Annotated in this window: 16 protein-coding genes and 3 pseudogenes; 11 read left to right on the top strand and 8 right to left on the bottom strand. The window is 73.3% G+C overall.

Annotation, left to right across the window (positions count from 1 at the left end; genetic code table 11):
• Positions 1-10: 10 nt before the first annotated feature.
• The 3 genes from ACFVXK_RS00425 to ACFVXK_RS00415 all read right to left on the bottom strand — a co-directional run bounded on the left by ACFVXK_RS00425 (position 11) and on the right by ACFVXK_RS00415 (position 4419).
• Entirely contained in the window at positions 11-1666 is a 1656-nt protein-coding gene (locus ACFVXK_RS00425) for an allantoin permease (protein WP_389608920.1), read from the bottom strand.
• 210 nt (positions 1667-1876) lie between these two features.
• Positions 1877-3331, bottom strand: a complete 1455-nt coding sequence (locus ACFVXK_RS00420; RefSeq protein WP_389608918.1) for a nucleobase:cation symporter-2 family protein — start codon at positions 3329-3331, stop codon at positions 1877-1879.
• A 365-nt stretch (positions 3332-3696) separates the two neighbouring features.
• Positions 3697-4419, bottom strand: coding sequence for a helix-turn-helix domain-containing protein (locus ACFVXK_RS00415; RefSeq protein WP_389608916.1), 723 nt, complete (start codon positions 4417-4419; stop codon positions 3697-3699).
• Between the two features lie 467 nt (positions 4420-4886).
• Here ACFVXK_RS00415 and ACFVXK_RS00410 point away from each other — a divergent pair, with 467 nt between their 5' ends.
• Positions 4887-6728, top strand: coding sequence for a nucleobase:cation symporter-2 family protein (locus ACFVXK_RS00410; RefSeq protein WP_389608914.1), 1842 nt, complete (start codon positions 4887-4889; stop codon positions 6726-6728).
• A 91-nt stretch (positions 6729-6819) separates the two neighbouring features.
• On the opposite strand, the gene ACFVXK_RS00405 is transcribed toward ACFVXK_RS00410, so the two are convergent.
• On the bottom strand, positions 6820-7641 hold the full coding sequence (locus tag ACFVXK_RS00405; protein ID WP_389608912.1) for a MerR family transcriptional regulator: 822 nt from the start codon (positions 7639-7641) through the stop codon (positions 6820-6822).
• Positions 7642-7837: 196 nt separating this feature from the next.
• On the opposite strand from ACFVXK_RS00405, the pseudogene ACFVXK_RS00400 reads away from it, so the two are divergent.
• The 5 genes and pseudogenes from ACFVXK_RS00400 to ACFVXK_RS00380 all read left to right on the top strand — a co-directional run bounded on the left by ACFVXK_RS00400 (position 7838) and on the right by ACFVXK_RS00380 (position 11641).
• A pseudogene (locus ACFVXK_RS00400) lies at positions 7838-8453 on the top strand (C39 family peptidase).
• A 44-nt stretch (positions 8454-8497) separates the two neighbouring features.
• Positions 8498-8953 carry a DUF5959 family protein gene (locus tag ACFVXK_RS00395; RefSeq protein ID WP_389608910.1) on the top strand — a complete coding sequence of 152 codons (456 nt, stop codon included), beginning with the start codon at positions 8498-8500 and terminating at the stop codon, positions 8951-8953.
• The gene (locus tag ACFVXK_RS00390; RefSeq protein ID WP_389608908.1) at positions 8929-10566 is read left to right on the top strand and encodes a GMC family oxidoreductase; all 1638 of its coding nucleotides are present in this window, start codon (positions 8929-8931) and stop codon (positions 10564-10566) included. Before ACFVXK_RS00395 ends, ACFVXK_RS00390 begins: the two co-directional genes overlap by 25 nt.
• Positions 10563-11012 (top strand): spore-associated protein, encoded by a 450-nt coding sequence (locus ACFVXK_RS00385; protein WP_389608906.1) that lies wholly within the window; start codon positions 10563-10565, stop codon positions 11010-11012. Before ACFVXK_RS00390 ends, ACFVXK_RS00385 begins: the two co-directional genes overlap by 4 nt.
• Positions 11013-11128: 116 nt before the next feature.
• On the top strand, positions 11129-11641 hold the full coding sequence (locus ACFVXK_RS00380; RefSeq protein WP_389608904.1) for an NUDIX hydrolase: 513 nt from the start codon (positions 11129-11131) through the stop codon (positions 11639-11641).
• A gap of 273 nt (positions 11642-11914) precedes the next feature.
• Here the strand turns inward: ACFVXK_RS00380 and ACFVXK_RS00375 are convergent, their stop codons facing one another.
• Entirely contained in the window at positions 11915-12295 is a 381-nt protein-coding gene (locus ACFVXK_RS00375; protein ID WP_389608902.1) for a DUF6221 family protein, read from the bottom strand.
• An 81-nt stretch (positions 12296-12376) separates the two neighbouring features.
• On the opposite strand from ACFVXK_RS00375, the pseudogene ACFVXK_RS00370 reads away from it, so the two are divergent.
• Positions 12377-12610 (top strand): annotated as a pseudogene (locus tag ACFVXK_RS00370) (transposase family protein); the annotation flags it as partial.
• A gap of 99 nt (positions 12611-12709) precedes the next feature.
• On the opposite strand, the gene ACFVXK_RS00365 reads toward ACFVXK_RS00370, so the two are convergent.
• Positions 12710-13060, bottom strand: a complete 351-nt coding sequence (locus ACFVXK_RS00365; protein WP_389608900.1) for a zinc-binding dehydrogenase — start codon at positions 13058-13060, stop codon at positions 12710-12712.
• Between the two features lie 11 nt (positions 13061-13071).
• Positions 13072-13245 carry an alcohol dehydrogenase catalytic domain-containing protein gene (locus ACFVXK_RS00360; protein ID WP_389608898.1) on the bottom strand — a complete coding sequence of 58 codons (174 nt, stop codon included), beginning with the start codon at positions 13243-13245 and terminating at the stop codon, positions 13072-13074.
• A 99-nt stretch (positions 13246-13344) separates the two neighbouring features.
• On the opposite strand from ACFVXK_RS00360, the gene ACFVXK_RS00355 reads away from it, so the two are divergent.
• From ACFVXK_RS00355 to ACFVXK_RS00340, 4 genes and pseudogenes are all read left to right on the top strand, one after another.
• Positions 13345-13731, top strand: a complete 387-nt coding sequence (locus ACFVXK_RS00355; RefSeq protein ID WP_389608896.1) for a hypothetical protein — start codon at positions 13345-13347, stop codon at positions 13729-13731.
• On the top strand, positions 13728-15548 hold the full coding sequence (locus tag ACFVXK_RS00350; protein WP_389608894.1) for a GMC family oxidoreductase: 1821 nt from the start codon (positions 13728-13730) through the stop codon (positions 15546-15548). Before ACFVXK_RS00355 ends, ACFVXK_RS00350 begins: the two co-directional genes overlap by 4 nt.
• Positions 15545-16414 (top strand): hypothetical protein, encoded by an 870-nt coding sequence (locus ACFVXK_RS00345; protein WP_389608892.1) that lies wholly within the window; start codon positions 15545-15547, stop codon positions 16412-16414. The genes ACFVXK_RS00350 and ACFVXK_RS00345 overlap by 4 nt, the downstream gene beginning before the upstream one ends.
• A pseudogene (locus ACFVXK_RS00340) lies at positions 16411-17000 on the top strand (hypothetical protein). The gene ACFVXK_RS00345 and the pseudogene ACFVXK_RS00340 overlap by 4 nt, the downstream one beginning before the upstream one ends.
• A 48-nt stretch (positions 17001-17048) precedes the next feature.
• On the opposite strand, the gene ACFVXK_RS00335 reads toward ACFVXK_RS00340, so the two are convergent.
• Positions 17049-17906, bottom strand: a complete 858-nt coding sequence (locus tag ACFVXK_RS00335; RefSeq protein WP_389608890.1) for a HEAT repeat domain-containing protein — start codon at positions 17904-17906, stop codon at positions 17049-17051.
• Positions 17907-18091 lie beyond the last annotated feature (185 nt).

The raw sequence follows: 18091 nt of genomic DNA, 5'->3' as shown, positions 1-18091 counted from the left end.
GCGCCTCCCCCTACCCGGCAGCCGCCGGCAGGACGTGCTCGCCGGTCTTGTCGGTGCTCAGGCACAGGGAGCAGACGACGGCGTCGTGGGTGAGGCAGGCGGTGAGGTCGGGGCGCTCGTAGGGCTGGTGGCAGACGTGGCAGTCGAAGGTGGCCGCGCTCGGGTTGCCGTCGCCGTCCAGCAGGGGCTCGCCGATGCCGTCGTCGGTGCGGCGCAGGTAGTAGCGGCCCTGGGTGACCACGGCCGTCAGCGGGGTGAGGACGAACGCGATGAGGGCCGCCGCCACGGGCGAGTACGGCTGGAGGCCGTCGCCGAGGAGGCGGAAGTACATGGCGATCGACAGCCCGGAGGCGGCGACGAAGGCCACGACGCCGACCGGGTTCACCGCGTGGAGCATGCCCCGGCGGAACTCCGGCCGGAGCGGCGACAGCCCCAGCACGTACTTGTTGACGCCGATGTCGGTGGCGACGGTGACCACCCAGGCGATCGCGCAGTTCGAGTAGAAGCCGAGGACGCCGCTCAGGAAGCTGAACATGTCGGCTTCCATCAGGACGAGCGCGAAGCCGAGGTTGACCAGGACGAAGACCATGCGGCCGGGGTAGTGCCGGGTGACGCGGGTGAAGGAGTTCGTCCAGGCCAGCGAGCCGGAGTAGGCGTTCGTCACGTTGATCTTGATCTGGCTGATGACCACCAGGACCACGGCCAGCGGGATGACCGCCCAGGACGGCATCATCGCGTCGAACGCGCCCCGGAACTGCCGGATGGGCTCGGGCGCGGCGGCCGGTCCGGCCTCGGCGAGGACGTAGACGGCGAGGAACACGCCGATGGCCTGCTTGAGCGCGCCGAGGACCACCCACCCGGGGCCGGCCATGACCACGGCGGTCCACCACGCGCGCCGGTTCGCCGCGGTCTTGGGCGGCATGAAGCGCAGGTAGTCGATCTGCTCGCCGATCTGCGCGATCAGGGACAGGCACACACCCGCCCCGAGCATCACGGAGGCGGTGTCGACGGCGCCGTCGCCGTCCGTGCCGGCGTAGGCGAGGAAACGGTCCACGGTGCCGGGGTCCTGGGCGACCAGGTAGACCAGCGGACCGACCATCAGCAGCAGCCAGACCGGGGTGGTCCACACCTGGAGCCGGCTGAGCGCCTTCATGCCGTAGACGACCAGCGGGATCACCATCAGCGTGGAGACGGCGTATCCCAGCCACAGCGGCAGCCCGAGGCCGAGGTTGAGGCCCTGGGCCATGATCGAGCCTTCGAGGGCGAAGAAGATGAAGGTGAAGCTGGCGAAGATGACGCTGGTGAGGACCGAGCCGTAGTAGCCGAAGCCGGAGCCCCGGGTGATGAGGTCGAGGTCGATGTTGTAGCGGGCGCCGTAGTAGGCCAGGGGGAAGCCCGTGACGAAGATGACGACCGCGGCGACGGCGATGGCCAGGAGGGCGTTGCCGGTGCCGTGGGCCAGGCCGATGCCGGCGCCGATGGAGAAGTCCGCCATGTAGGCGATGCCGCCGAGGGCCGTGGTGGCCACGACCATCGGGGTCCAGCGGCGGTAACTGCGGGGTGCGAAACGGAGGGTGTAGTCCTCCAGCGTCTCCCTGACCGCCTGGCTGCCGGCAGCGGGCGCCGCCGCGTCGGGCACGGTCTCCCGTCTCTCGGTGGTGCTCATGTCGACTCCTCCAGCTGACCCGTTCGTAGCCGCGCTCCCGTCGGTCGGTCACGCTAGGAAGCGGTTGTTACCCCGGGCGCGCGCTGCGGTGAACACCATGTTGCCGCGGCCGCGCACGGCCGCGCGGGACGGACACGGAGGTCGGCCGGCGCCCTTGGGCAGCACCCGTACGGGCCCGGCCGGGGTGGTGGGGTCCCGGCCGGGTGGGGGTCAGGGGCGGGTGGGCGGGGTGGGGGAGGGGCTGGTGCCGAGGTGGTTGAAGGCGAGGTTGAGGAGGACGGCCACGACGCATCCGGTGCTGATGCCGGAGTCGAGGACGATGCGGGCGCTTTCCGGGAAGGAGTGGTAGAAGCCGGGGGCGGCGATGGGGATGATGCCGGCGCCCAGGGAGATGGCGACGATCAGGATGTTGTCGCCGCGGTCCAGGGCGGCTCCGGTGAGGGTCTGGATGCCGCTGGCGGCGACCGTGCCGAACAGGGCGATGCCGACGCCGCCGAGTACGGGCTGGGGTATCAGGGCGACCACGGACGCGAGGGCGGGGCACAGGCCGAGCAGGATGAGGATGCCGCCGGCGGAGGCGACGACGAAGCGGCTGCGGACCTTGGTGATGGCGACCAGGCCGACGTTCTGGGCGAACGCGCTGGCGGCGAAGCCGTTGAACAGTGGGCTGACGGCGGTGCCGAGGCCGTCCGCGCGCAGGGCCGCGGCGAGGGTCTTCTCGTCGGCGGGCCGGTCGACGATCTCACCGAGGGCGAGGACGTCGGCGGTGGACTCGGTCATCGAGACGAGCATCACGATGCACATGGAAACGATCGCGGCGGCCGCGAACTGCGGTGCGCCGAAGTGGAACGGGGTGGGGAACCCGACGAGGTCCGCGTCGCCGACGGCGCTGAAGTCCGCCACGCCCAGGGCCAGTGCGATGAGGGTGCCGGCGACGAGCCCGAGCAGGACGGCTATCTGCTTGAGGAATCCCCGCAGCAGTCGGCGCAGGGCCACGGTGACGAGCAGGGTGGCCGTGGCCAGGCCGATGTACTTCAGGCTCCCGTAGTCGGCTGCCTGCCGGTTGCCGCCCTGGGCCCAGTTGAAGGCGACGGGGAGCAGGGAGACGCCGATGAGGGTGATGACCGTTCCGGTGACGACCGGGGGGAAGAAGCGGATGAGCTTGCAGAACCACGGTGCGAGGAGGAATCCGAAGACCCCCGCCACGATCACGGCGCCGTAGATGACGGGCAGGGCGTCCGCAGGGCCTTCGGCCTTCGCGATCGCGAGCATGGGGGCGACGCCTGCGAAGGACACGCCGTTGACGAAGGGGAGCCGTGCGCCGACCTTCCAGAAGCCGAGGGTCTGCAGGAGGGTGGCGATGCCGGAGGTGAACAGGCTGGCGCTCATGAGGAACGCGATGTCGGTGGTGGAGAGTCCGACGCCGATGCCCACGACGAGAGGGGGCGCGACGACACCGGCGTACATGGCGGCCACGTGCTGCAGGCCGGCACTGAGGAGTTTCAGCGGGGGCAGCGTCTGGTCGACCGGGTGCCGCGAGGGGGCTCCGGCTCCAGCCCCGGCTCCGGCCCCGGCTCCGGGGGCGGTGTCGGTGTCGGTGGCGGGACCGGAGTCGGCTGCGGCCTGTGCCGTGTCCGGTTCCTGGGCAGGGGGAACGGGTGACATGGGGAGGTCTCCTTCTGCCGGCGGCTGGTGGAGCGTGCGCGCGGCGGTCGGTGGAGGCTGGTGCCCGGTCGGCGGCTGCGCGGTGCGCAGGTGCCCGGGACGGTTCGGGGTGGCAGCGGCGGTACGGACGGCCGGTGGCCGTGCGGGCGGCGGCTGCGGTGCCGGAGAGCGGTCGGAGCGGGGAGCGGGCGAGTGGCAGGGGCGGAAGGGGGATCGTGTCCCCGGCGCCCCGGGCCTGCCGGGAACTCGTACGGGCCGTTCACGGGCCCGCGGCACATCCGTCCACGATGTGTGCTGGGCCGCTCCGTCCGGCGAAGTCGGACCAGTTGCTCATGGTGGGGCTCCGGTGTCAAGGGGAGCCGGGGTCAGGGGGAGCCGTCGTACGGGTGCGCGGTCGCGGCGCGGACCGCCTCCCACAGGTGCAGGTCGATGCGTTCGAGGAAGTCCGCCGCCCGGGCCTCGGCCGCGGCGGCGGCCCGGGGCGAGGACGCGCCGGCGGCGCCCTCCAGTTGCTGGTAGGCGAGGTGGAGCCGTTCGAGGACGGGGCCCACCACGGCGGGTGCGAGGGGCACGATGCGGCTGATGGGGGAGGTGTAGTTGGGCCACCAGCCGGTGACGGCCTCGCGGAGCAGGATCCGCAGCCGGCCGGTCGTGCCGCAGGCGGCGACGAAGCAGGCGGGCGGCGGGCGCAGGGTCCGCAGGAGGGCGGAGGTCTGTGCGGGGCTGCCCTGCCAGCGGTTGCGGCGCTCGGCCGACTCCCAGCGGGCCTGGGTCAGACCCACCGCGGTCGCGGTCTCGCCCGGGGAGAGTCCGGCGACGGTACGGCACTGGCCGAGGGTCGTGGCTTCCGCGACGAGGTCGACCGGGGAGCACCACAGGGCGGCGGCCAGTGCCCTGACCTGCGTGTCGTCGGGTGCGCTGAGGCCGGCCTCCCAGGCGTGCACCACCGAGGGGTGCGTGGGTTCACCGCGGTACGCGGTCACCGCGGCGGCGACCTGATCGAGCGTCAGCCCGAGCGCGGCCCGGACGCCGGCGGCTCGGGCGGGGGCGAAGGGAGGCAGGCCGGATGGATCTCCAGGGGAAGGCATAGCGGCACACCGTAGGGACCCAACGGGATTTGGCCAAGGGCCGGGCGGGTGGTGAGGGGCGCCGCGGCCCGCTCCGGGCGGTCGGACGCCGCCTGTGACGCGACGGCGACTCCGTGGGCAATCGCCTGCCGCGATAGGCCCTGACCATGAGCTTCGCCGCATCGGCGGGGCCTCGTTCCCTCGGCTGGAACCCATCGGTACTGGCGATTCCTACAAAGTGTGTGCCGAAGTGGCAGCGCCTCTTGGGGGAGTTGACGAATGACGGGTCGCTACCTAGAGTCCCGTCCCGTCCAAAGCGGAAAAACATTTCCGAGATATGAAATCGCCGATGGCTGGATCCTGCCCACCCCCGCAGCACCAGCACCGGCCGTCACGCACCGGCCCGGGCCGTCCCCCGGCGCCGGTTCCCCTCCATCCGTACGCCCCCGGTGGCCCCTTGCCGGCGGGCGGTCTCCCTAGGACGTGCCGTGTCGCCCCGCGCCTCTGCCCGAACCACGACCACCGGTGCGCCCCCGCACCCGGTCGACGAGATCCTCCCGGCCCGCCGCCTGGTGCCGGCCGCACTCCAGCACGTGGCCGGCATGTACGCCGGCCTGACGGCACCGCCGCTGATCATCGGCGGTGCCCTCGGACTGACCCCCGGCCAGCTTTCCACCCTGATCGCCGCCGCCTTCCTCGTCGCCGGAATCGGCACCGCCGCCCAGGCCCTCGGCGTGTTCGGCGTCGGAGCCCGGCTCCCCCTGACCAACGGCGTCTCGTTCGCCGTCGTCTCGCCGGTCCTGGCCACCGTCGCCGCCGACGGCCCGGACGGCGCCCTGCCGGCGGTCTTCGGAGCCACCCTCGTCGCCGGAGTGCTCTGCCTCCTGCTGGCTCCGGCCTTCTGCCGCCTGGTCAGGTTCTTCCCGCCGGTCGTCAGCGGCTGCGTCATCACCCTGGTCGGGATCTCGCTCCTGCCCGTGGCCAGTGTCTGGGCCCGCGGCGGCGATGCCCGGGCCGCCGACTACGCCTCGCCCTCCAACCTGGCCCTGGCCGCGGCCACCCTCGCCATCACCCTGGCCATCCACCGGATGCTCTCCGGCCGGTTCCTCGGCCGGATCGCCGTCCTGCTGGGCATGCTCGCCGGCACGCTGCTCGCCGTCCCCCTCGGCAAGGTCGACCTCGACCCGCTCACCCAGGCGCCGCTGTTCGCGCTGCCCGAACCGTTCGCGTTCGGAGCGCCCAGCTTCGTCCCGACCGCCATCGCCACCGCCGTGGTGGTGATGCTGGTCTCGATGACGGAGTCCACCGCCTCCCTCCTCGCGCTGGGCGCGGTCACCGGACGTCCCGCCCAGGACCGCACGATCACGGGAAGCCTGCGGGCCCAGGGTCTGGCGACCGCGCTCGGCGGCGTCCTCGGCGCGTTCACCAGCACCGCGTACGCGCAGAACGTCGGCCTGGTGGCCCTCAGCCGGATCCGCAGCCGCTACGTGGTCGTACTCTGCGGGGCCGTCCTGGTCCTGATGGGCCTCGTCCCCGTGCTGGGCTCCCTGGTCGCGCTCGTCCCGATGCCGGTGCTCGGCGGCGCGGGCGTGGTCTTCTTCGGCTCCGTCGCCGTCGCGGGCATCCGCACCCTGGCCAAGGCCTCCCTCGGCACCGGCCACAACGCCGTCACCGTGTCGGTCACCCTCGCGTTCGGCCTCTTCCCCCTCGTGAGCCCCGGCTTCTACGACCGCCTGCCGGACCCGGCCGCGACCATCCTGGAATCCGGGGTCACGGCGGGCTGCCTGGTCGCCGTCCTGCTGAACTACCTCCTCAACCACCTCGGCCGCGGCACCGAAGCCGACCCGGACACGGTCACGGACACGGTCACGGACACGGTCACCGCCGAACAGATCAGGGGACTCGACGGCGTCGGCGGCACCCGGGGAACTCCCCACCCCGGCACGGCCGGTGTGCCCTTCCCCCACACCGCCGCCGGCTTCCCGCCGCCCCTGCCCCACCGCACACCCACGGGCCCGCCCGCCGCCCCGGCCCCGGACCGGCACCCGTACGCCGCCGCCACGGGGTCTCCGGACACGGCCCCGCCCGCCCCCGGCACGTATGACGCGGCCCCGCCTGCTCCCGGCACCTACGACGCGGCCGTCCGGACCTCCGTGGCTCCGGCTCCCGCCGAGGCGGCCGCCTCCACGGGCGTCACCTTCCCCGGCCCCCTGCACCCCCTCCACGACCGGTCCCGCCGCCCGCACCCGAGGCGGGACCGGAACCCCGCCCCGGCCCCCTCCCCGCAACCGCCGGCCCCGGCCGCCCCCGCCTCCGGCCAACCCTGGTAACCCGCACGGCCACCGGCTCCGCCAGGCCGGTCCGGCGGCGGGCGCCTCCCGGCGGCGAACCGGGAGGCGCCGTGCCGCCGGGCCGGGTGGTTCAGGGCCGGGCGACCGGTGCCTGGAGCTCCGTCACCCACTCGTCGCGGTTCTCGGGGCACTCCAGGTTGATCTCGCGGGGGTAGCCGGCCGACCGGTAGCCGTGGGCGTCGATCCAGCGGGCCAGGGTCTGGGCGCTGGGCAGCACGGTGTCCATCGAGCCGCGGTGCACGATGGTCGCCGCCTGCTCGACGGGCGGCAGGTCGAGGACGCGGAACGGGCCGTCCTGGAGCGGGGCGGAGACCTGGACACCCGCGTGGACGCTGATCCTGCCACCGCCCTCCGGCGCGTCCTCGTAGTACGCGACGCCGGGACCGGCGGGGGCGACGCCGGCCGCTCCCAGGAGCCGGAACAGCTCCTCGTAGAGCGGCCCGATCACCGGTCCGATGTCCTCGGGCTCGAAACTCCCGGCGGTCGCGGTCAACTCCGCGACCCGGACGGCGGGAAGGCTCTTGATGACGACGTCGTCGACGGGCATGCGCCCCTCACTCTCGATGGCCCGGAGCCTCGCCTCGACCTGGACGAGCCGCGCCCCCGCGGCGGCCACGGCCGTCTCCAGCTCGGCCCTCCGCAGCCGGAGCATGCCGCGCAACTCCTCGGCCCCGACCTTCTCGTCCACGATGTCGTGGACCTGCTGGAGGGTGAAGCCGAGGTCTTTCAGCGCGATGATCCGGTTGAGGCGGGCGAGCTGGGCGGCGGTGTAGTGGCGGTAGCCGTTGTGGGGGTCGACATGGGCCGGGCGCAGCAGGCCGGTCGCGTCGTAGTGACGCAGCATCCGGACCGAGACGCGGCCGTGCCGGGCGAAGTCTCCGATGGTGAACATGATGTCTCCGAGTTGACCGCCTGACACGGTGTGAGGGTCAAGAAGCTACCCGGAGGCCGGGGAACGGCGAGCGCGCGTCCGCGGGCCCGGTCCGCGCGTCCCCGATCCGGCGTCGTGTATCAGGTGTGGTGAACTCCCGTGGTGGCGCGGACCAGACCCTCCGTCCACCGCCCGCCCACCGGAAGGACTCCGTCCCGTGCCCGACTCCCCCCTCCCGTTCCCCACCGTCACCCAGTACGCCAGTCCCGACCTGATCGCCGCGATCGTCTACGACGGCCACGACCAGGGAGCCGATCCCCGCTGGGCCGAGAGCGGGGCCCCCGACGCTGACACCTACCGCACCTGGTGCGGACACATGTGCGGCATCGCCTGCCTGCGCATGGCCCTCCTGGCCCGCCGCGGCGAAGCGCCCAGCCTGTTCGAACTCCTCGACGGCGCACGGACATACGGGGCGTACACCGAGGACACGGGCACCGGAGCGATCCGGGGCCTGATCTACGCCCCGTTCGCCCGGTACGTACAGGACGTCCACCGCCTGGACGTCCAGGTCCACCCCACCCTGCCCGTGCCGGACCTCCTGGCCCTGCTCGACGCCGGCCGGCTGGTGATGGCCTCGGTGCACCGGGAGATCCGCCGGCCCGAGAACCCGCCCCCCCGGCAAGGGCGGGCACCTCGTGCTCGTCACCGGCCGCCGGGGTGACACCGTCCACTTCCGCAACCCGTCCGGCCACACCGACCGGACCCGCACCGCGAGCCTGCCCGTCGCCGCTTTCGCCGGGTTCTTCGCCGGCCGCGGAGTGTCCCTGATCTGAACGGGGGCTCGCGCGGACGGGGCGTCGTCGGCGCGCGCCTGCCGGTGCACTTCACCGACGCCGACCTCGCGGACCTCACCGCGTTCATGGCAGCCCGCGCCGCCGCCGAGGAGGACGGCGCGCCGCCGGACGGCTCGGTCACCGACTGGCCCGCGGCGGGCCGCAGCGCCTACCTGCGGCTGCGCGCCGCCGACCCGTTCGTGGTGGAGGTCCGCGACCCGGTGCAGAGCGGGGTGACGGTGACCGTGCCGCTGAACCTGCCCGACGGCTGGGCCACCCGCGCCGCCTCCCGCCTGGCTCGACTGGGCACCACCCTCACCAGCGGCCGCTACCCGGGCACCCCGGCCGGCGGCCGCGCCACGACGCCGGGGCGTCCGGAACACCGGAACGCCGCCTCCCCGCCCCTGCACCCCGTGCTCCCCGTGCTCCCTGTGTTCCCTGTGCACCCCGTGCTCCACGGGCGTACGGTCGGATCATGGCGGCCGGCTACGACGTGGTGATCGTGGGCGGCGGGGCCGCCGGATGCGTGCTGGCGGCGCGGCTGAGCGAGGACCCCTCGACGCGGGTGCTCCTGCTGGAGGCCGGACCGGACTACGCGGAGCTCCCCGCCGCGCTGCGCGACGGCTCCGGCCCGCACACGGCCTCGCACGACTGGGGTCTGTCCAGCGAGCCCGGCCCGGCCGGCCGGGCCCTCGCCCTGCCACGGGGGAAGGTGATCGGCGGTTCCTCGACCACCAACGCGGCCTTCGCCCTGCGCGGTTCGCCGTACGACTTCGACGCCTGGGCGGCGCACGGCAACCCCGGCTGGGGCTGGGACGACGTGCTGCCCTGGTTCGTCGCGGTGGAGACCGACCTGGACTTCGGCCACGAGCCGTACCACGGCGGCCACGGCCCGGTCCCCGTCCGCCGCTACACGGGCGGGGACCGCAGCGACATCGCCGCCGCCGGGCAGGCGGCGATCATGTCCACGGGGGTGCCGGAGATCGCCGACCACAACGCTCCGGGTGCCGTGGGGGTGGGCCCGCTCCCGGTCAACGAGGTCGGCGGGGAGCGCCTCGGCGCGGCATCGACCTACCTGGCGGCGGCCCGGGCGCGGCACAACCTCACCGTGCGCGGCGGGGCGCACGCCGCCTCGGTGCTCCTCGACCGCGGGCGCGCGACCGGAGTGCGCCTGGCCGACGGGGAGGACGTGCACGGCGATCGCGTGATCGTATCGGCCGGCACCTACTCCAGCCCGGCGATCCTCCTGCGGTCGGGGCTCGGCCCGGCCGACGAGCTGCGCGCGCTGGGCATCGGGCCGGTGCTGGACCTGCCCGGTGTCGGCCGCAACCTCGCCGACCACCCCGCGGTCTCGATCGACGTCGCCCACACGGGGACGGGACGACGTCCTCGGCGCGCCTTCCAACTCGTCGCCACCCTGCACAGCACCCTGCACGGCGCACGGACCGGCGAACACCGCGGGCCGCCGGACCTCCAGCTGATCGTCGGCGGCCCGTTCGACAACCCGGCCGCCCCGACCGGCGCCACGTTCTTCGTCGGCTGCGCCCTGCTCACCCCGCGCTCGCGGGGCCGGGTCCGGCTGGGCTCACCGGACCCGCTCGAAGCTCCCCGCGTCGACCTGGGCTACTTCTCGCACCCCGCCGACCTGCCGCGGCTGGTGGAGGGCGTACGCCACGCCTGGCGGGCGGCGCGGGCGGAGCCGCTCGGCCCGCTCTCCGCCGGAGTGGTGAGCGCGCCGGACGACGACGGCGACGAGGCGGTCGAACGCTTCGCGCGCACCCACGTGTGGACCTACCACCACCCGGTCGGCACCTGTGCCATGGGCCCCTCCCCGGCAGCCGGGGCGGTCGTCGACGCGGCCGGCCGGGTGCACGGAGTTGAGGACCTGTGGGTGGTCGACGCGTCGATCATGCCGGACGTGCCATCGGCGAACACCCACCTCCCCACACTGATGCTCGCGGAACACATCGCGGCCTCGCTACGGGGCACACCGCCGCCGCCCGCCCGGAGGAAAAGTCCCGGCATTTGCGGACGATGTGCAACCGTTCGGCCGTCCCGTATGTCCCAGCATGCGGGAGAGACCGACTCCGATGACCATCAGGGGACAACATGAGGTTCACCCGTTCCGTCGTCACCACCACCGCATTCGCCGCCCTGGCCCTGGGGGCCACGACCGCGCTGGCGGCGCCCGCCTCCGCCGCGCCCAACACCACGCCGCAGAAGGTCTGCGGAAGCGCCTACAAGACCGTGAACTCGGCCGCCATCGGCTCACTGGGCACCGTCTACCTGACGTACAACGCCTCGAACGGCAAGAACTGCGTCGCGACCATCCGCAACAACCCGGGTGCGGCCGTGGACATGGCCCTCTGGATCGAGGTCCCCGGAACCAGGGAGCGGGCCGAGGACTACGGCCGGTACACCTCGTACGCGGGCCCGGCCTACGTGTACGGCAAGGGCCACTGCGTCGACTGGGGCGGGGGCATCGGCAACGTGCACGTGCAGGTGTACAACTCCAACTGCGGCGCGCGCAAGGAGCACCGGGTCACCGAGGTCCGCTGACCCGAGTTCCTCCTGACCGCGACGTCCTGTGCGGTCCTGAGGTCCCGCGGTCGTCGGGCCGCTACCTACGATTCGACGACCGCGCGGAACCCCTGTTGTCGGTGGGCTCTGCCAAGGTGTCCCTCGTGGATGAACTGGTGGAGCGTGTCGACGAACGGGATCGTGTGCTGGGGATGGTGGTCAGCCGCCGGCAGGCCATCCAGGAGGGTTGGCTGCACCGGGTCGCCGTGACGGTGTGTCGTGATGAGCGCGGACGGATCCTCGTCCACCGGCGGTCGGAGCGGGTGTCGCGCTTCCCCGGGCTCTATGAGATCGAGGTCGGCGGTGCCGCGAATGTCGGCGAGTCCTACGAACAGGCCGCCGCGCGGGAGCTGGCCGAGGAGCTGGGCATCCGTGCACTGCCGCGCCTGCTGTTCACGTTCGTCAACCTCGGCGGCCTGAGCCCGCACTGGCTCGGAGTGCACGAAGCCGTGGTGCCGGACGCCGTGGTCCCGGATCCGGACGAGGTCGCCTGGCACGGCTGGCTGACCGAGCCGGAGCTGCGGTCGGCCCTGCGGCAGTGGCGTTTCACCCCCGACAGCCACGAAGCCTTCGGCCGGTACCTCGCGTTCAGGACCGCGCGGTCCTGAACGGCCCCTCACCCCCCTCGCGGCCACCGCGTCCCGGCGGACGGCACCCGGCCAGGGCGAGCGCGCCGGCCCGGCCCCCGCGCGGCATCCCGGACGCCCGACAGCGGTGTACGGGCCGGTCGGAGGAACGATGCCGTGGATGGCGGCGGGCAGGCTCCTCCTGAACGACCTGGCAGGTCGGGAGCGCCCGACGCCGCGGGTTCAAAGCCGCAGAGCCGGTGGTGGGCGAGGCGCGACGTCAGGCTAAGGGCTGTCCTCTATACGATCTCCGTCTCAAAGGCGTTGGGGGTGGTCAGGGTGATCGGCGTAGGGTGACGCGAGGTCGAGCAGGTCATCGCATGGCCAGGTCTCGCCGTCGTACTGGCAGTCATCGCGGTTGTCCCACGGTAGTTCGGGGTCGCCCATGGCGGGACTGAGCACGTGGCGGGAGAGCACGCGTCGCTTGGCCTCGACCTCCCGCAGGACGCGAGCCGGGTCGTGCAGCGCGACGTGCAGGGCGATCGTGGGATGGAAGCCGGGGAGTGCTCCTTGACGGAAGTCGACCGTGTGCCCGTCAGCGGTCCACTCCCCGCAGCCCTCGCCGTCGCAGCGTCGGGCCAGAGCGGCTTCCTCGTTCAGCCGTGCGTGGAGGAACGTCACAAGGTCTTGGCTCATGGGGTCATCCTGGATGACGCGCCAGGCCCGGTCGCCTGATTTCTATCGTGTGGGCAGGACCAGGCCGACAGCGGCATGTTCCTGCTGGTCGCGGTGTACTGGCGCAGGAACCTGACCATGCGGCAGTTCGCCCCGCTGTTTGAGGTCTCGAAGTCGGCGGCAGCAGATCGGATCATCGACCACCTCGGGCCGAACCGCAACGACTGCAAGGCGTGGGAGGAATCCGGCGCCAAGGGCGGCCGTCGGGCGACCCTCACGATCGCGGATGGCAGCTACCCGGGCACCGGACTCGTCATTCCACAGCGCCGGGAGCGCATCGCCCGGATGTACAACCTCGCTCCCGCCGAGTAGGCCGGCGGACCGCGGCCACCGAGCATGGCCGAGGCAACTTGGAGATCATTTACGGGACAACCCTCAGGGCACGAGGACGATCTTGCCCTGTACCCGGCCGGTTTCGCTGAGTTCGTGGGCCTTCGCGGCCTCGGTGAGCGGGAGGGTCCGGGAGATCGTGGGGCGTATGCCGTGGGCGTCGAGGAGTTCGGCGAAGGAGGCCAGTACGGCGGGGGTGGGCTCCAGGAAGAACTCCACGAAGCGAACGCCGAGTTCGGCGGCGCGGGCCGTCACCTCGGTGCGGTCCACTCCGACGCCGACGACGTCGACCAGGATGCCGCCCGGCTTGAGGGTGGGCAGGGAACGCGGGCCGTAGTCGTTGCTGATGGTGTCCAGCACCGCGTCGATGCCGCGCAGGGCGGAGAAGTCCTCCACGGTGTAGTCGATCAGCTCGTCGGCGCCGAGCCCGCGCAGGTAGTCGCGAAGCGGGTGACGCCCTCGCCGACGGCTTCCACCATGCCGCTGTACTCGTGCCCGAGGACGAACGGCGGCGGTCCGAAGAAGTCCACCTTGCCGATGCGGACCTTCCGGACAGGCCGGACGCAGGGCGGTCCGCCCACGGCGCCGACACCTGACCGGATCACGCCCCCGGCCGACCGGAACCGGCCAACATCACGAACGGCGCATGGCGCCGTCGGCCGCGGGGCACCGTTGCCTCCGTGGGCACAAGGGATGACACGAGTGACTTCTCGGCACTGTCGGCACGGCTGACCGGCTTCGCGCCGGAGGACCTGGAGGCCACCGCACTCTGCGACACCTACCGGCGCGTGGCCGAGGAACAGCTCGGAACCGGCCGCCTCGCGCGGCTGCTGGCCGGGACGGGACTCCCGGACGGGCCCGGCGAGGAGGACCTCCTGGACGCGGCCCGCGCCCTCACCCTCCTGTGGTACACCGGCAGCTGGCCGGGGCCGCCACCCTTCGTGGTCTCCCCGCACGCCTACGCGCAGGGCCTCGCGTGGAAGGCCGCCGGGCTCACGCCGCCCGCCACCGAACCCGCCGGATACGGCAGTTGGGCACACCCGCCGACCAGGACGGACGCCCGGTGAACCACTACGACGTGATCGTGGTCGGCGCGGGGGTGGCGGGTTCGCTCGTCGCGCACCGGCTCGGCCGCCGCGCCCGCCGGGTCCTGGTCCTCGAAGCGGGACCGGGGCAGGCCGGACACGACCCCCTCGCCACCTACCTCACCGCGCCGGCCAAGGTCCCCGGCTCCGCCTACCGGGAGCACCCCGCGGCCCCCTGGCCCGAGGTCACCGACCTCACCGGCACGGACGGGACCCCCGGCTTCCGCGCGAGCGGCCACCTGCCGCAGAACGGCCCGCTGCCGTACTCCAGCGGCTACGTCCGCGTCAACGGCGGTACCGGCAACGTCTGGACCGGCCTCGCCCCGCGCATGCTGCCCGAGGACTTCGACACCGAGTCCCTCGGCTACGGGCGGCGCTGGCCGCTCACGTACGAGGACCTGGAGCCGCACTACCGGGAGGCCGAACGGGAACTGGGGGTGGCCGCCGACGCCGCCGAGCAGCGGCGACACGTCGGCCTGCCGCTCCCCGACGGCTACGCCTTCCCCATGCGCCCCATCCCGGCCAGCCACCTGGACCGGATCCTCGCCGCGGCCCTCGACGGGCGCCGGGTGAAGGACCCGGTCGCCCTGCGGGAGGTCGAGCTGCGCGTGACCGGCACCCCGCACGCCCGCAACGGCGTCCCGGACCCGGACCACGACGACGGCCGCGGCTACGTCCCGCTGGGGGAGCGCGGGCGCCCCGACCCCGGCAACCGCTGCGTGGGCAACGCCAGTTGCATCCCGCACTGCCCCTCGTTCGCGAAGTACACCCCGCTCAAGACCCAGGGGCGGTGGAGCGGGTCCGTCACCCTCCGGGACCGGTCCGTCGCCACCCGGGTCCTCGTCGACGGCTCCGGCCGCGCCACCGGAGTGGAGTACCGGTCCTACGACGGGACGGCGTCCGTCGCCCGCGCCGACGTCGTCGTGCTCGCCGCGCACGCCGTGGAGAACGCCCGGCTGCTGCTCCTGTCCGGCCTGGCCGGGCGCAGCGGCCAGGTCGGCCGCAACCTGATGGACCATCCCGTCCTGCTCACCTGGGGCCTGCTGCCCGAGCCCACCGGCCCCTACCGGGGACCCGGCTCCACCTCCGGGCTCGAAGGCTTCCGGTCCGGTCCGGGGCGGGCCCGGCGGGCCCCGTTCCGCATCGAGATCGGCAACTGGGGCTGGGTGTGGGCCAAGGGTCCCGTCGACACCGACATCGCCGAACTCGTCCACGGCCGGGGCCTGTTCGGGCCCGAGCTGCGACGGGCGGCCGGAGACCGGATCCGCCGCCAGTTCGCCCTGCAGTTCGAGATGGAGCAGGCGGCAGACCCCGCCAACCGGGTCACCCTCCACCCGACCGAACGCGACGCCCTCGGCCTGCCCAGGCCCCTGGTCACCTACGACCTCGACGACCACGTCAAGGCCGGCATGGCCGCCGCCCGGGCGGTCTCCGAGCAGATCTTCGCGCTGCTCGGAGCCGAGGACCACACCGACTACGCCCCCACCGCGGCCTGGCCCGGCCGCTTCGAGTACGGCGGCCGCACCTACGGCTACCGGGGCGCGGGCCACGCCGCCGGAACGCACGTCATGGGCGATTCCCCGGCCACCTCGGTCGTCGACGCCGACCAGCGCTGCTGGGACCACCCCGGCCTCTACGCCGTCGGCTGCGGCAGCATGCCCTCGGTCGCCACCTCCAACCCGACCCTCACGATGGCGGCCCTCGCCCTGCGCAGCGCCGAAGCCGTCGAGTCCGAACTCTCCGCCCGCGACCGGCCCGTTCCCGCCGGCCCCCCTGCCACACCGGGAGTCCCCGTATGAGCCCGCTGCCCCTGCCGCCCGTCTCCGAACCCTTCCGGCTGCCCTTCCACTACGGGGCGCTGCACCAGCTCGGCATCGACTGGCTGGTCGATCCGGGCCCGGTCCGCGACCTGCTGGCCAAGCACCACCCGGACCTCTCGGCCGCCGAGTTCGAGGGCCGCGCCCTGGTCTCGGTCAACTACCAGCTGTACTTCGCGCAGTACCCGTTCGGCGGCGGCGTCACGCAGGAGATCGAGTTCAACGTCATCGCCCACCCGACGGCGGACCGCGACCGGCTGCCCGCCCTCGGCTACGCCCAGTACGCGCAGGGCTGGGACCAGACGAAGCTGCTCGGCATCGCCCGGATCCACGTCGTCTGCGACAACCCGTTCGCCATCCGGGCCGGGCGTGAGCTGTACGCGGAGCCCAAGTACCCGGGCTGGTTCGAGGCCGGCCTGCCGTCCCTCAACGGCCCGGCGGGCGAGACCTGGACCGTACGGTGCAACGCGGCGACGACCGGCCCGGACGGCACCCTGGTCAGGGGCGGGGAAGCGCTGCTCGACCTGAGGGCGGAACTGGACGGCCTCACCTCCGTCCCCGCCGCCCTCGCCCCCGTCACGGGGTACGGAACCGACCCGGGGGGCCGTCTGCTGGCCGGCCCCATGAACGTCTACCAGCCCTACGGCTGGTACGACCTCACCGCACCGGGCCACTCCGGGCGGGCCGGCCTGACCGTCCACGCCGAGGAGGACGACCTGGGACGCGATGCCCGGCTCCTGCTCGGCGACACCCCGCCCGCCGGCGCCTGGACCTACCAGTCGCCCCCGGTCGCCGCCCACCACCGCCCCTACTACCTGCCGCCCCGCCCCGGCGCCGCCCCCGCATGACACCGCCGCAGGACATCGACGTCCCCGACGCCCTGATCACGTCGTACACGGAGAACGGCGGTGAGGCGGAACGGGCCTGGATCGCCGCCCCGCCCGCACTGGTCGCGGAGCTCCTCGACCGGTGGCGACTGGAACGGGACGGCGCCGCCGGCTCCGGCGAGGCCTCGCTGGTGGTGCCGGTGCGGCGCGAGGACGGCGGCAGGGCCGCGCTGAAGCTCCAGATGCCCCGCGAGGAGACGAGGAGACGACTGCCGCGCTGATCGGACTGCGGGCCTGCGCCGTCTCGACGGCATCGCGCGCGACATGCCGGCGGCAGTGCCGCAGGCCGTCGTCTCGCTGCCGGACCCGGACGACCGGAGGCGGCTGCAGGCCTGGGCATCGGCCGTCGCCGAGCTGGTGGACGAGCCCGGCGGCCGGCTCCTGCACTGGGACCTGCACTACGAGAACGTGCTGGCCGGACCGCGAGCGCGCGGCCGGCTGGACGCTGGGCCGGCTGCTGCAGAACACCCTGGGGGACGTGGAGGACGGGCGGACCACCCTCGCCCCCTCCCAGATCGCCGTGGCCGCGGCGCTCCGGCGCCGCTGAAGTACACACCGCCCGATCGGCTGCCGGGGCCATGGCACGAGGAGCTGTTCAAGGCCACTCGGTCGGCGGTGCGAGGGCTTGGCGCGCAGCATCGCGTACGTTCGCCTCCTCATCCGTCGTGAGTCGTTCGAGTGCGGCTCGGACCTCGGGGGCCGGCCTTCCGGACAGCGCCCACGCCGCCCAGGACCGGACTTCGTGATCGGCGTCGTCGGCACAGGTGATCAGGGCATCGGTGACCGCGGCTTCGCGTGATCCGTAGAGTGCGCTCACAGCTGCCCGGCGGACTTCCGGTGCAGCGTCGGATGTGCCGGCGATCAGGACGTCCAGGGCCCGCGGGGGATCGCCCAGGCCGAAGACGGTGCCGAGGGTGGTCATCACGTGGGCGCGTACTCCGGGGTCCGGGTCGCGGGCCGCGTCGGCGACCAGCGCGAAGTACCTGGTCCCGAGCGAGTCGAAGTGGCAGACGCCCCAGAGGCCGACCCTCCGCAGACCCGGATCGTCGGACGCGGTGTAGTCCATGGACAGCTCGAACGCGGTCTCGGGCCATGCCTCGAAGAGTTCGAGGATGTCGACATGCAGCATGTCCCCGTCCTCGTTGCGATCGGTGACCATCGCACGCAGCAAGGCCGGCAGGGCCTTCTGGCCGCAGGCACCCGCCAGGGCGTGGCTGATTCGGTCCCGCGCGAAAGAATCGTCCGCGGCGACGTGACAGGCGAGTCGCCCCTCCAGTTCCGCTTGCAGGAACGCGGCTGCCGGTGTCCGCAGCTTCTCCACCAAGGGCTCGAACCGGAGGTAAGCCCCGGGCCCACGATCGGCACTTGAGGCCAGCCGCGCGTCCAAGTCGTCCAACGCGCGGCGCAGCGCGGCACGCTCTGCGCTGCCTTCGTCCCGATCCGTCCCTGCCATACCGCTCACCCTATGGGCCGTGGTGTCGTCCCCGGCACCCCTCCGGACCAGCCCGCAGTCACTGTCCCCGCTCGCGTGCGCTGACGTGGGGATACGGGACGGCACTGGCACCGCATCTCGCCGCGCTGACGGCGCGCCACGTACGTGCCGGTACGCGGCGCCCTGCCAGGGCAGCGATGCAGGGC

Origin of the sequence: Streptomyces sp. NPDC058157 (assembly GCF_042884105.1) — a bacterium.
Classification (GTDB): Bacteria; Actinomycetota; Actinomycetes; order Streptomycetales; family Streptomycetaceae; genus Streptomyces.
The sequence above is the reverse complement of the archived record's forward strand: the minus strand, read 5'-3'. Positions and strand labels throughout refer to the sequence as shown.

Excerpts from the sequence above, each read along its gene's own strand:
- ACFVXK_RS00390 (WP_389608908.1), top strand. The coding sequence starts at position 8,929 with ATGGCGGCCGGCTACGACGTGGTGATCGTGGGCGGCGGGGCCGCCGGA.
- ACFVXK_RS00425 (WP_389608920.1), bottom strand. The coding sequence starts at position 1,666 with ATGAGCACCACCGAGAGACGGGAGACCGTGCCCGACGCGGCGGCGCCC.
- ACFVXK_RS00335 (WP_389608890.1), bottom strand. The coding sequence starts at position 17,906 with ATGGCAGGGACGGATCGGGACGAAGGCAGCGCAGAGCGTGCCGCGCTG.
- ACFVXK_RS00405 (WP_389608912.1), bottom strand. The coding sequence starts at position 7,641 with ATGTTCACCATCGGAGACTTCGCCCGGCACGGCCGCGTCTCGGTCCGG.
- ACFVXK_RS00415 (WP_389608916.1), bottom strand. The coding sequence starts at position 4,419 with ATGCCTTCCCCTGGAGATCCATCCGGCCTGCCTCCCTTCGCCCCCGCC.
- ACFVXK_RS00385 (WP_389608906.1), top strand. The coding sequence starts at position 10,563 with ATGAGGTTCACCCGTTCCGTCGTCACCACCACCGCATTCGCCGCCCTG.
- ACFVXK_RS00420 (WP_389608918.1), bottom strand. The coding sequence starts at position 3,331 with ATGTCACCCGTTCCCCCTGCCCAGGAACCGGACACGGCACAGGCCGCA.
- ACFVXK_RS00345 (WP_389608892.1), top strand. The coding sequence starts at position 15,545 with ATGAGCCCGCTGCCCCTGCCGCCCGTCTCCGAACCCTTCCGGCTGCCC.
- ACFVXK_RS00375 (WP_389608902.1), bottom strand. The coding sequence starts at position 12,295 with ATGAGCCAAGACCTTGTGACGTTCCTCCACGCACGGCTGAACGAGGAA.